General features: G+C 44.7%; 14 protein-coding genes. 10 read left to right on the forward strand and 4 right to left on the reverse strand.

The annotated features are described in order from the left end of the window. Positions 1–65: 65 nt before the first annotated feature. A complete protein-coding gene (locus BUR42_RS07070) occupies positions 66–1,391 on the reverse strand; it encodes a saccharopine dehydrogenase C-terminal domain-containing protein (RefSeq protein ID WP_074238553.1) in 1,326 nt (441 codons plus the stop codon). A gap of 384 nt (positions 1,392–1,775) precedes the next feature. Between BUR42_RS07070 and gyrA the strand changes: the two genes are divergently transcribed. From gyrA to BUR42_RS07090, 4 genes are all read left to right on the forward strand, one after another. Then, the gene (gene gyrA / locus BUR42_RS07075) at positions 1,776–4,373 is read left to right on the forward strand and encodes a DNA gyrase subunit A (protein WP_074238554.1); all 2,598 of its coding nucleotides are present in this window, start codon (positions 1,776–1,778) and stop codon (positions 4,371–4,373) included. A gap of 46 nt (positions 4,374–4,419) precedes the next feature. After that, complete coding sequence (locus tag BUR42_RS07080; RefSeq protein WP_143197365.1) at positions 4,420–5,670, forward strand: tetratricopeptide repeat protein; 1,251 nt, start codon at positions 4,420–4,422, stop codon at positions 5,668–5,670. 285 nt (positions 5,671–5,955) lie between these two features. After that, positions 5,956–6,255: a KGG domain-containing protein gene (locus tag BUR42_RS29865; RefSeq protein WP_074238556.1), complete on the forward strand. Its 300-nt coding sequence runs from the start codon at positions 5,956–5,958 to the stop codon at positions 6,253–6,255. 107 nt (positions 6,256–6,362) lie between these two features. After that, positions 6,363–7,313, forward strand: coding sequence for an NADP-dependent oxidoreductase (locus BUR42_RS07090; protein ID WP_074238557.1), 951 nt, complete (start codon positions 6,363–6,365; stop codon positions 7,311–7,313). Here the strand turns inward: BUR42_RS07090 and BUR42_RS07095 are convergent. Together BUR42_RS07095 and BUR42_RS07100 are read right to left on the reverse strand one after the other, a co-directional pair. Continuing rightward, positions 7,310–7,666 (reverse strand): MmcQ/YjbR family DNA-binding protein, encoded by a 357-nt coding sequence (locus BUR42_RS07095; protein WP_074238558.1) that lies wholly within the window; start codon positions 7,664–7,666, stop codon positions 7,310–7,312. The genes BUR42_RS07090 and BUR42_RS07095 overlap by 4 nt on opposite strands. 8 nt (positions 7,667–7,674) lie before the next feature. Next, positions 7,675–8,184, reverse strand: a complete 510-nt coding sequence (locus BUR42_RS07100; protein WP_200798228.1) for a cupin domain-containing protein — start codon at positions 8,182–8,184, stop codon at positions 7,675–7,677. 123 nt (positions 8,185–8,307) lie between these two features. On the opposite strand from BUR42_RS07100, the gene BUR42_RS07105 reads away from it, so the two are divergent. The 6 genes from BUR42_RS07105 (at position 8,308) to BUR42_RS07130 (ending at position 11,959) form a co-directional block, all read left to right on the forward strand. Beyond that, complete coding sequence (locus tag BUR42_RS07105) at positions 8,308–8,571, forward strand: hypothetical protein (RefSeq protein WP_074238560.1); 264 nt, start codon at positions 8,308–8,310, stop codon at positions 8,569–8,571. An 80-nt stretch (positions 8,572–8,651) separates the two neighbouring features. Further along, positions 8,652–9,593: an SPFH domain-containing protein gene (locus tag BUR42_RS07110; protein ID WP_074238561.1), complete on the forward strand. Its 942-nt coding sequence runs from the start codon at positions 8,652–8,654 to the stop codon at positions 9,591–9,593. Positions 9,594–9,604: 11 nt separating this feature from the next. Next, positions 9,605–9,859, forward strand: a complete 255-nt coding sequence (locus BUR42_RS07115) for a hypothetical protein (protein ID WP_074238562.1) — start codon at positions 9,605–9,607, stop codon at positions 9,857–9,859. Beyond that, positions 9,849–10,595, forward strand: coding sequence for a hypothetical protein (locus BUR42_RS07120; RefSeq protein WP_074238563.1), 747 nt, complete (start codon positions 9,849–9,851; stop codon positions 10,593–10,595). The genes BUR42_RS07115 and BUR42_RS07120 overlap by 11 nt, the downstream gene beginning before the upstream one ends. A gap of 32 nt (positions 10,596–10,627) precedes the next feature. Next, positions 10,628–11,575 carry a DUF6620 family protein gene (locus BUR42_RS29950; RefSeq protein ID WP_074238564.1) on the forward strand — a complete coding sequence of 316 codons (948 nt, stop codon included), beginning with the start codon at positions 10,628–10,630 and terminating at the stop codon, positions 11,573–11,575. Between the two features lie 177 nt (positions 11,576–11,752). Next, the gene (locus BUR42_RS07130) at positions 11,753–11,959 is read left to right on the forward strand and encodes a helix-turn-helix transcriptional regulator (RefSeq protein ID WP_074238565.1); all 207 of its coding nucleotides are present in this window, start codon (positions 11,753–11,755) and stop codon (positions 11,957–11,959) included. Between the two features lie 366 nt (positions 11,960–12,325). On the opposite strand, the gene BUR42_RS07135 is transcribed toward BUR42_RS07130, so the two are convergent. After that, positions 12,326–13,093 (reverse strand): acyl-CoA desaturase, encoded by a 768-nt coding sequence (locus BUR42_RS07135; RefSeq protein ID WP_074238566.1) that lies wholly within the window; start codon positions 13,091–13,093, stop codon positions 12,326–12,328. Between the last annotated feature and the right edge of the window lie 208 nt (positions 13,094–13,301).

Consider the following 13,301-nt stretch of genomic DNA (forward strand, 5'->3'; position numbering starts at 1 on the left):
GCCCGGATGTCAGGCGGCTCCATACTTTGATCATCAAACGGAGTTTATCACAGGAAAAATCTCTTCTATTCAAAACTCTCTTCGAATCTGATATCATGTTCTTCCAGTTCCCTGAGCACGGGATTATAGATCTCCGGCATCACGGGTATATGTAATCCTTTTAATTCTACTTGTCCGGAGAGCACCAGCTTAGCCATAATGCCCAATGGCAGCCCAACCGTTTTAGCCATGGCGGTACGGAGATTATCTTCTCCCTGAACGATCATGTAACTGTGCAGTTTGGTACCCATATGCCTGCGCTCGAACTCTATCTCATGCAGCATTACGATCATGTCTTTATCTGAAGGCTCCATTTTTAAACGAACATCCAATACATGCTGCAATACGCCTGCATTTGTTTGCTCTCCTAAGTTAATCAATTCCCCGTTCAGAATGCCCAGGTATTTCAACTGGCGGATGAGCTTGCTTTTGCTGCTTACGCCCAGGAACTGGGCTATATTTTCTTCATTCGTCAGTTCCTTATTTACTTTGATATGTTGGGATGCCCATTTGAAATAGGGCATGTTATTGGTCTGTTGTTTTTTTGTATCATCCGTTAAACCCAGCTTTACCAGTGCATTCCAGCCTTCGGTAAATTCTGTGTACCGCAAAGTGGCCCGCATAAAAGTAGGGATATTGCTCAGTGCATAGATATCCACATAGTTCAGGGAATCCCGGTTAGGGTAATAGGCCAGTTTTCCCAACCCTGGTACCTGTACAGTTTTGGATTGATCAAATAACTGCTGGTACTCTATTTCCTTGACTTTCCCTTTTTCCCGGTAAGTAGCTCCTGAAGTACCTGCCAGTACTATGTTACGGGAGTTCCAGGAGATCTTGTAACACCAGGGGTTATCATTACTTTCCGGGGAAATGAGGCCGCCACAATAAGATTTAAAAGAATAGATCTGCCCGCCTTTCTTTTCAATGGAATGGATGAGCTTCATGGCAGACATGTGGTCGATCCCAGGGTCCAGGCCCATTTCATACATGAACAAAAGACCGGCCTTTTCGATCTCCTTTTCTAGCTTGCGGATCTCAGGGTCAATATAAGAGGCGGTCAGCAGGTTTCGGGAGAATTTGAGGCAATCCCGCGCAATCACAATGTGAAGGGCAGGGGGTAAAAGGGAAATAACGAGGTCTGCTTCCTGGATGAGGGACTGCCTTACGGGTTCATCGTTAATGTCGATGGCAGCAGGTGTAGCATAATAGGATTTGCCGATCTTTGATTTAATGAGCATCAGATCATTGTCCACAACAGTGATATGCCACTTCTGTCGCGGAGCGTTGGCCAGCAAATAGTCTATCAGACAGGTAGCAGATTTTCCGGCACCAAACAATAGAATACTCTTCATAATGTTTTATAGAAATGGTTAAAAACTACAGGGAGTAAACAATAAAGTCCCGGTAATGTTCAGATAAGCGGTTGAATAAAGCTCAGTATCTGAATTATTCCCTCCCTTTAATTATGCTTTGATTTTCACAGGGTTATAAACAAATAGCCTGCCAACTTGCGAATAACAGTTATATATCTCAAAATAGATATATAGAACATTTGCCGGAGATGACGCGAAAGTAAGGCAAATTGTTTGATGGTCAAACAGGGGTAAAAAGCAGGCCTGCAAAACACCCTTCATTTTTTATTAACATTAAGCCCCCAAACCCTTTAAATACGGGCTGAATGCGTTATATTTGCTCTTCATTTAAAAGGGCTGAAAAACCTGTAAACCAATAACATAATGATAGAGAACACGGACAATCAAGACAATCAAAAGGAGGACGGTAGAATTGTTCAGGTCAACATTGAAGAGCAGATGAAAACCGCGTATATCGACTACTCCATGTCGGTGATCGTAGGTCGTGCACTGCCGGATGTGCGAGACGGTTTTAAACCCGTTCACCGCAGAGTGTTGTTCGGGATGAATGAATTGGGAAATACGCATAACAAACCCTACAAAAAATCTGCCCGTGTTGTTGGGGACGTAATGGGTAAGTACCATCCCCACGGTGATGCTTCCGTATATGATACCATGGTACGGATGGCGCAACCCTGGTCTTTACGCTATATGCTGATAGACGGACAGGGTAACTTTGGTTCCATTGATGGCGACTTTCCGGCAGCGATGCGTTATACGGAGGTCAGGCTGCAAAAGATTGCCGAAGCCATGCTGGAAGACCTGGATAAAGACACGGTAGACTTCACACTCAACTTCGATGATACCCTCGAGGAACCGGTAGTATTACCTACCCGGATCCCCAACCTGCTGGCAAACGGAGCTTCCGGTATCGCTGTAGGGATGGCCACCAACATCATGCCGCACAACCTGTCCGAACTCGTGGATGGCCTCACTGCCATGATCGAAGACCGGGACATCACCATAGACGAACTCATTAAACATGTAAAAGCACCCGATTTCCCCACAGGTGGTACCATCTATGGATTTGAAGGGGTGAAAGCAGGTTTTGAAACAGGCCGCGGAAGGGTAGTGGTACGTGGTAAGATCATGTCTGAAACCTCCAAACAAGGTAAAGAAAAACTGGTCATATACGAACTGCCTTACCAGGTGAACAAGGCTGTACTGCATCAGAAGATCGCACAGCTGGTGAATGATAAAGTAATTGAAGGAATTTCTGACGTAAGGGATGAAAGCGACAGGGAAGGGATGCGCCTGGTGATAGACCTCAAGCGCGAAGCCATTCCAAACGTGATCATCAATCAACTCTACAAATACTCCGAACTGCAAACCTCTTACGGTATCAATAACGTGGTACTGGTAAAAGGACGGCCCAAGATCCTGAACCTGAAAGAATTACTGTCAGAGTTCCTGGAATTCCGCCACGAAGTAGTGACCCGCCGTACGCAATACCTCCTGCGCGAAGCAGAGAAGAAAGCACATATCTTACAAGGTTACCTGATTGCACTCGATCACCTCGATGAAGTGATCGCCCTCATCAGGAACTCTACCACACCGGAAATTGCACGCGAAGGATTGATGACCAACTTCGAGTTGTCTGAGATCCAGGCCAAAGCCATCCTGGAATTACGTTTACAACGTTTAACAGGCATGGAGCGCGATAAGATCCGTGAAGAATATGACGAGATCATGAAAACGATCGCTCACCTGAAAGAAGTACTCGCAGACGAAGGATTGAGGATGCAGATCATTAAGGACGAACTGGAAGAAGTGAAGAAGAAATTCGGAGACGAACGTAAAACAGAGATCCAGTACCTCGCAGCTGAAATGCGGATCGAAGATATCATCGCAGAAGAAGACGTGGTGATCACCATTTCACACCTCGGTTATATCAAACGTACTTCCGCTTACGATTTCCGTCAGCAGAAACGCGGAGGCCGTGGGGCAATTGGTGGTAAAACACGTGATGAAGATTTTATCGAACACCTCTTCGTAGCATCCACACACCATACCATGCTGTTCTTCACAGAAAAAGGACGCCTGTACTGGATGAAGGTCTACGAGATCCCTGAAGGTGAAAAATCCGGTAAAGGCCGTGCCATCCAGAACCTGATCACCCTTCCGTCTGACGATAAGATCCGCGCGATCATTGATATCAAAGACCTCAACGATACCGAATTCATCAATAACCATTATATTGTATTGTGCACCCGCAATGGTATCATTAAGAAAACATTGCTGGAAGAATTCAGCCGTCCGCGCCAGAATGGTGTGAACGCTATCACCATCAACGAGGGCGACCAATTGCTGGAAGCCAAGCTCACCAATGGCAGAAGCGAAATTATGATGGCCATCAGAAGCGGCCGCGCCATCAGGTTCCCTGAAGAAACCGTACGGGACACCGGTCGCGGTGCCATCGGTGTAAGAGGAATTGAGGTGGATAATGAGAAAGATGAGGTGGTTGGTATGATTTGTGTAGACAAGGAAGATAAAACCCGTACCGTTCTTGTTGTTTCCGAAAAAGGATATGGTAAAAGAACAGACATTGAGGAATATCGCATCACTAACCGTGGGGGTAAAGGGGTGAAAACCATCAGCGTTACCGACAAAACCGGCCCATTGATCGCAATCCTGGATGTTACGGAGCAAAACGACCTGATGATCACCTGTAAATCAGGTATCACGATCAGGATGGCAGTAGGAGATATCCGTGAAGCAGGCCGCGCCACACAAGGGGTACGCCTCATCCGGATGGACGATTCAGATGAAATAGCAGCAGTAGCACGTTTGGATGAAGAGGAAGAAGTGGTAGCCGCTATTGAAGAAGCAATTGAGGGAAGTGAAGGAGCAGTAGAAGGAGAAGGAAACGCAACTGAAGCCAACGATACTACCGAAGCGGTAGAACCTGAACCCGAAGCATAACTAAAACCCATAAACAATTAACGCTAATTTCAAAAATTTGAGCCACATGAAAAAACTATTTGTATCTCTTCTCTTTTGCAGCGCAGCCATCACCGTTATGGCGCAGAAGGCAAAAGTGAACAGTGCGGATGAGTATTTGAAAAGCGACAAGATCGATCAGGCTAAAGCAGATATCGATGCAGCACTTCAAAACGAAAAGACCAAGGACGACGCGAAAGCCTGGTATGTGAAAGGTAAGATCCACGAAGCACTGGCTACCAAAAACAAAAGTGCAGCAGATGCAATAGTAGCTTATGATGCCTTCAAGAAAGCGCTTGAGATCAATCCGAAACTGCCTGAGGCCCTCCTGGAGCTGAACAACCGCATGTTTAACGTGTATGCCACTATCGGGAACGCCGGTTACGGTAACCTGAATGAGCAGAAATGGGATTCCTCCTACATTTATTTCAAAAAAGCATTCGAAGTAGCAGATTTTTATAACGGTAAAAATCTCGGTGGTTCCATTCCCCGCGATACAGCCATGGTGTTCTATTCTGGTTACGCAGCACAACAGGCTGGTAAAAAGGATGAGGCATTCGAAGGCCTGAAAGCCGCCGCTGCACTGAAATTCAAAGGTGAACCCGCTTTGTATGTTGTATTAGCGCAACAATACGAAGAACGTGGTGACAACGCCAACTGGATCGCTACCATCGACTCCGCGAAAAGATATTTCCCTGCAGACAAACGTTTTGCCGATATGGAAATGCTGTACTATTCTAAAACTGGCAAAACCAGCGATCTCATCAACATGATGGAAAAGAAAGTACAGGAAAATCCTTCCGACTTCCCGCTGCAGCTGGATTACGCTATCCGCCTGGACAACCTGGCGAATCCCCGCGATGAGAAAGGTTCCGACCTGCCCAAACCAGCTAACTACGACGACCTGATGACCAAAGCAGAAGGTGCCTACAAAAAAGCACTGGAGCTGAAAGCAGAAGATGCTACCGCTAACTTCCAGTTAGGTGCATTATACTTCAACCGCGCGGTTGCGTTCAACAAAGAACTGAACGCCATGGAAAGCAAACAACAAAGCTCTCCTAAAGCAAAAGAACTGCAAGGTAAAGTGGAAGCACTGATGAACCAATCCCTGCCTTTCTTTGAAAAAGCAGATGCTGGTTTCACCGCACAAGGCAAACTGGAGCCAAGCGATAAACGTACTTACGAAAGCTGCCTCTATGCACTGCAAAAGATCTACGCGATCAAGAGCATGAATGATAAAGTAGAAGCAGTGAAGAAAAAACTCGAAGGCCTGAACTAAAAAACAGGTTCTTTTATAAGAAAGGGCAAGGGGAATTTCTCCTTGCCCTTTTTGTTTCCCGCAGCCCCTCATTAGGGAATTAAATTCTACAGCTTTCCACACTGCTGTTAGCCGAAAAATACGATCACAGAACGTTAACGTTAAGTCCTAACTCCCTATATACCAACTGCTTGCAAAGCTGTTTTTTTTCGCCCCGCCAAAAGTATAACAGCCTTGGCATGGTAATTAGCCATATTTACCTGTAAAACAGTCAATTAACTCTTAACCATATCAAACATTTCAATTATGGTCACACATGCAAAAACTTCCGATGCCGAGACACTGAGAGACAATCGTACTGCCCGGCAGGGAAAGGAATTTAATGACGATAAGAATCGTAACCTTGAAGGTTATGATGAAAATGAATTTGATGCGGAAGATCGCCGCAAACGCAATGACGGCGAAATTGCCGAAGAACGTCCACCGGTGAAAACACCCAGCAGAAGAGGATTTGCAGCGATGGACAAAGAGAAACAAAAAATGATTGCAAGTAAAGGTGGTAAAGCCTCCCATGGTGGTGGCCGTAAGCCTAGTAAAAATCGTTAAAGGGAAACTTAACAGAAAGAATGGCTGGATGATACTGGTTATCATCCAGCCATTCTTCTTTTTATTCAACTCAAAATGCCTTATTTTGTTATCTCATAAAACAACTGATGAAAGCTGTAGCCGTTAACGAATTCAAGACACTTCCGCAAGTGATGGACCTCCCGGAACCCGCTGTGAAAGAGGGTACCATCAAAATAAAACTAACCGCCGCCGGCCTCAATCCCTTCGATTGGAAAACGATCGATGGTATTATGCAGGATCATATGCCACATGTTTTTCCTTTGATCATCGGCGCAGATGGTGCAGGTGTTGTTACAGAAGTGGGCGCTGGTATTACACGTTTTAAAATTGGTGATAAGGTCTACGGCCAGGTGCTGCATGCCCCTGTTGGCGAAGGTTCTTATGCAGAATATGTGGTGGTTCCCGAAACTGCTGCCATAAGCCTGGCTCCTGAAACTATTCCACTGGAAGATGCTGCCGCAGCCCCCACAGCAGGAATGACGGCATTACAGCTGCTGGAAAAAGCAGGATTACAAAGCGGCCAAAGTGTATTATTAATAGGCGCAACAGGAGGGGTGGGGACCTTCACTACACAATTGGCCAATGCCAAAGGCATCCGTGTAATAGCAACGGCTTCTTCACCAGCACAGGCAGAAAGGTTAACAGCCCTGGGTGCTGCTGCTACCATAAACTACAAAGAAACTTCTCTCGATGAAGAAGTCCGCAAACTATACCCCGATGGCGTGGATGCACTGATAGACCTGGTAAGCAATAAAGTAGATTTTCATAAGATGACCACGCTCGTGAAACCCGAGGGTTATGCATTCACCACACAATTCGTGGCTGATAAAGAAAGCCTAAAAGCACAACATCTGCATGGCGGAAATTTTGAAACGAAATCATCACCGGCAGCCCTGGATGCATTACGTCAAGTGATAGATGCCGGAGAAGTGAATATTCCCATAGAACGCAAAATATCCCTGGAACAGGCACCGGCAGCTATTGCAGAAAGCCGCCAGCTAAAAAGCAAAGGCAAAACTATTATCCTGATCAGCTAAGACCTGCCCGTTAATTCCTCTCTTACTTTCTTCGGCAGTTTGGCTACCACGAGATCGTAGGAATCCTTTGTCCATTGCAGGAGCAATTTATCAGGAATAGAACCGTCAAATAACACCGTATTCCAGTGTTTCTTGTTCATATGATAACCAGGTAAAACACCTTCATATCTTTCCCTTAATTCAATCGCCTGATCAGGATCGCATTTGAGATTGGCGCTCTCAAATTCTTCAATGTCCGTTAATGCAAACATTTTCCCCATCACATAGAACACCAGCGTATTTTCACCAAAAGGGAGCCCCTCCGATGTACCGGGTAAAGACAGGCAGTATTGTTGGAATTTCTCGAGGTTCATAACATCAATCAATTTAAATATTTCTCATAAGTGGCCCTGTATCCCAACAGATAAGCGAACGGCGTCAGGATCCCGAAAAGGAGCTTTTGAACAATGTAAGGCGGCTTCATCATCCTGAAAACAGGCGCAAATTTATTGACCGTAAGCGCTGCCTGCAGGATATTCGGAACACCATTGGCATTTGTTTTACCATCCGCCGCCAACCCCATCGTAGTTTCAAAAAAATGCTCCATATTCAAGGCAGGGCGTACCTGCCAGTTGGTTACTGCAATAGCCGGACCATTATTCCACATGGCATGTGGTGTTTTAGCCGGAATATGCAAACGATCTCCCACTTTAAGAACGCGTGTTCCTCCATTCATACGCAGCATCATTTCACCTTCCAGGACCTCAAAATCCTCTGCCTGGCCGGGATGGAAATGCAGGGGAGGTTCGGTAGAGAGCGGCTGGTAAGTAGCCTCCATTTCAAGCAGCGCACCATTTGTTCCTTTGGCTGTTTGGATGAACCGGAGTTGCATGCCATTTCGGGGATTTGCTATAACTTTATTGGGATAGGCCATGTAACAAAGATAAATTTTTGGCTTAAGTTTTGTGCATATGGCTGTTCTGAAAAACCGACCCGATCACTTTAATCATATCTAATGAAAACAGAAGCACTATATGCCAGGATAAAGGCATTGATACTATCTGACAAGATCCGCTTCCCGGATATTTTCGAGATAATTCCTGCAAAGACCATCAGCGAGGATTGCGGCTTTGATTGGGTGATCTTTAAACATAAACTTGATAACCTGCATTTGTTTACCCTCAACGAAATGATGACTATCGCCAATATTCTCAAAATACCGTTCAGATATATGTTACAACTCGTCAGGCAGGCGAGGGGCGATGAGGATAACATATAATTGTTATTCCATTGATAATAAATATCTTACTTTAGCATCACCATGCATTTGACCCGTTTAACCAATTAACCCGATATGCCATGACGTTACCTTTTATTGAGATCATTGAATGGGTGGAACATGACCCGAACCTGCTCATGCATAAATTTGCAGATGGTGATAAAGAGATTAAAAATGGCGCTCAGTTAACCGTACGTGAAAACCAGGCAGCCATGCTGTTGAATGAAGGACAACTGGCCGATGTATTCACCCCCGGAATGCATAAACTGAGTACTGCCAATATTCCCATTATTAGTCGTTTGAAAGGATGGAAATACGGCTTTGAATCACCATTTAAAGCAGATGTTTATTTCTTCACCACCCGGCAGTTCCTTCACCTGAAATGGGGAACACCTGCTCCGATACTTTTGCGCGATCCCCAGTTTGGACAGGTAAGACTTCGTGCATTTGGCACCTTCTCCGTTCGGATTGCAGACGTGGCTACATTCTTCAGGCAATATGCAGGTACTTATCCAAGGCTCACCATCTTTGAGCTGGAAGTACAAATGCGTGATCTTATAGCCCCTAAGTTCGGAGAAGTACTTGCACAGGCCAATATTTCAGTATTGGATGTAGCAGGAAATATCAGTGATCTCAGCAGGAAAATAGAACCATTACTCCAACCTTATTTCGAAAATATCGGCATAGAATTAACCCAGTTCATTATTACCAGCGCAACCCTGCCACCTGAAGTAACCGAGTACTACGACAAGGTTACCAGCATGAACATGATCCCGGACATGAATAAATACCAGCAGTTCAACCAGGCCAATGCAATAGGCCAGGCGGGAACTGTTGCCAATGAAGGCATGCAACAGGGCATGATGGCCGGCATTATGTTAAATACCCTTCAGCAACAGCAACAACAGCCACAGGAAGATATCACGGCAAAACTCCAGAAACTCAAAGTGCTGTTTGAACAGGGATTGATAGACGAAGCCGAATACAAGGCCAAAAAGGCGGAACTCATTGAAAAATTATAGTCACCCATTACATGTCTGACCAGGATAAAAAGCCCCTTAGTTTTATTGAAAAAATGAAACTGAAAGCGCAGCAGCAGGTTTCCTATGGGGGAGAAGCCAAACAGGAAAATGCTAAAGTGGATGTTGCTGATTGCCCTAACTGTGGTGCCGGCAGGGCCAAACAGGACGGCATTACCCATTGTGCCTATTGTGGTTTTGAATTTATCCGTGTAAAACTGGATGATGGTATCAACATCAAAAAGGAAGATAATTCTCATGATAAATGAACTGGAAACCCGCTGGAATACTTTCCTTGGTAAACTGGAAGAAAAAGCAAACGAACTCATAGAAGGTATCCGCACAGAAGGAAAAACACTCTGGCAGGATAAAGCAGATGTATACCATCAGACCTATTACCGCTTCAGAAGTGGTATGCAGGGCCAGTTAAGGTCCATCTATTCAAAAGCGCGTGATACTTATGAAGCCCAGATCCAACAGCAAGGTCACTATCAGCTGGCTGCTGCCTATCATGAATGGGAGGAGCGGATCAGGCAAAAAGAAGACGAGGCGGTCGATGAAGCAGAAGCGGAAGACCTTGAATTAAAGTACCAGGAAATACTGGCGGAACATGCAGCCATAAAAGATAGATTTTCCTGTATTCAATGTGGCGGGAAGCTGGTGTTGGATAAGATCTATTTTATCACCACCTATATCAAATGTGATCAGTGCCAAACGCAAAACACCTTTGAACCATCCACCATGGCAAAGAGCCTGGAAGGCTTGTCGAAACCGCTGGCAGAGCAGCGCTGCAAACATTTATACGATGAATACCGGCAGCATGTTCTTCATCCGCGGTATGATGATCCGCAGAAACGTGCAAAGAAAGAAGCTGAGGTAGCTTATTACCAGAAATACCTTCGTGGCGTATTTGATGAAGTACACAAAATAGTGCCTGATCTGAAAACACAAAATGAAAAGTTCTACGAACGCCTCATGGAAGAATACAGGAGAGATAATTTGTAACCCGTTTCACTTATATAAAAACGCAGACCACCATGTTTAAAAAGTTGTTAAATGACCTCCTCGGGAATGAGGACGAAAAGAAACCTCAGCCATCCGAACCTCCCCAACAGGAAGCGCAGCAGGCAGTTCCTGCAACAGCAGGCTTTGACCCGGAAACCTTTCATGGCCTTCATTATACAGAAGCGCAGTTTGAAGCAGAAGTAGAAAAACGCGTACAGGCCTTTGTTGCAGACAGTGATGAGGATCTGCTGGAAAATGATATCATGAACCTGCGTACCAATTTTGGGCGTGATGTATTCACGGACTGGAATGGATGGGACCGCTACGAGCAGTTTTCACTGGTTTGGGGCAGCAAAGTACGGGGCATTCATGCATTCGGTATCCAGAAAGCAGATGAAAGCGATCCTTTACTGCAACCCATTCACGGCGTATCCTTATATGATTACGCTGCAGCAGCCAGCAAAATGGGATCAGGTGTTTCAACGGAACAGGTCTGTAAAGCGCTGGGCATTGAATTACCCGTTTGGGAGGAAATAAACGTACTGTGGCCCAAACGGATGCAGGAAGACACGAGTTTCCAGGTGATCAATGTTTTTAGCCAGTATTTCGGCCAGGCTGATCAGCATCCGGTGCTGGGGAAATTAACTGCTGCCGGTTCCGGCTCAGGCGGAAACGCAGAAGGCGCCGCAAACCTCCAACGCCTGGAAGAAGACCTTTATTTTTATCATGAACTCTGCGGAGCACGCCAGGCAGCTTATGAATATGGACTGGATGGCGCACAGTGGATCCTCGACAATTATGGTATCACATTAGGGGAATTCCAGGGCGTTGCCGTAAAACACATGGAAAAGCAAAACCAGCAGTTCAACAGCCAGGATATCATGCATTATATGAATTACCAGGATGAGAAGCAGAAAGAATATGCGGAGAGATTCGCAGCTGAACAGGGTGGTAATGTGGCAGATGATATAACGTTTTAATTATAAATCCCTTCCTGGAGAAAGTCCAGGAAGGGATTTATAAGAACAGGCACTCGATGCCGGTTTTGTATAAATCAATGCCAGGTAATCACCATTTAAACGCATTAAATTGGCAATTGCTGCCTTAAATGAAGTCATAAACTGTTGATATATTCGCCATTATAAAATTTAGACATTATGGCAACAATGTATTACAACAGAATTAAAGTAGTTCTAATGGAAAAAAAACGCACAGCAAAACAACTAGCACAGCACTTGGAAGTAGATGCCGGAACAGTAAGTAGGTGGTGTCAGAATAAAAATCAACCGAGTATTTCAATGCTGTATAGGATAGCAACTTATCTGGATGTTCAATCCGCAGCGTTGCTCAATAAGATCATTTAGAATAAATAGGCTTTCTTTGGATGAGGGGATAGATTCCCCTAATAAAAGGAAAGTCTATTTAACATAATGTAAATATGGTTCGTTATAGACTATTTGTGTAAAAGAGGCCGAAATGGCAAGGAACTGCCTACAGATAAGGCTTTCAGGGTCATTCAGGGATTCATGCGGGTTCACCAAAGTTCGGCAATAGATCCCAATTTCCGGCAGGTATTTGTGTCAAAAAAGCTCAAACCCGTACTACAGGAATCAGTCCAAAAACATCTCCGTATCGGCCCAAAAGGGAAAATTATCCAGCTCCCAAAACCTCCCGGAAACAAAAAAGCAGCAGAACCAAAGGTCCTGCTGCTTCAAAAATATCCGGGAAAATTAAGCTGCTTTTTTTGCCTCATTGATCACCGCAACCCGTGGACGAAGTCTGATGATCCTCATCCAATGCATTACTTTCATCACTGGATAAGTGGGATCAAATTCATACCATTTCTGTGCGAAATTTGCACTGTCTTTATGCATATGGTGATTATTCTGGAATAATTCACCCAGCAAAAAGATGCCCCAGGGCTCAGAGTTCCTGGAATGATCGCCGTTATTGAAATTGCTGTAACCGTATTTGTGACCGCACCAGTTAACCACAGCACCCTGTACAGGCCCCATCAGAAAATGGATCGGCAGCAACAGGTACATCCACCATTGTGTAGCAAAAACTACGTAAAAAGCAACGTAGATCGCCATCCAAACAATACGTGTTGCACGATGATCACCAAAACGATCCATCGCATCCCATGTTGGTAACGGATCTTTCGTGAATTTAGCATCAGGGATCCTGGTATTGGTTTGAAAACCCGCATAGATCTGACGTGTATGCATCATCATCTGCCAAACATCTTTGAAGAAATGTGGCGAGTGAGGATCTTGTTCTGTATCGCTATACTCGTGGTGCATGCGGTGCATAACGCCATAAGCTCTTGGAACCAAATATGATGAACCCTGGAAAAACCAGGTCATAAAGTAAAAAACCCTTTCCCAACCTTTGCTGGTATCGTACATCTGGTGAGATGCGTATCTGTGAAGGAAAAATGTATGAAAGAACAATGATAAGAACCAATGGGCAAAAAAGAATATCAGTATCGCTACCATAAACCACTCAGTTAAAAGTTGAAAAAATAGAACCGCAAAGGTAACTTAAAAACAGGGCAAAACAACATATTTTAACTTCATGTTAATGAATATTTTAATATCCCATATGTGATAATTTACTCAAGTCTCCCCTCCCGTTTCGATCACTTTCGAAATGTTACAATTCATAACAAAGATTTCATATTAAGGAAATACCATATTAACATAG

The sequence above is a fragment of the Chitinophaga niabensis genome, assembly GCF_900129465.1.
Classification (GTDB): Bacteria; Bacteroidota; Bacteroidia; order Chitinophagales; family Chitinophagaceae; genus Chitinophaga; species Chitinophaga niabensis.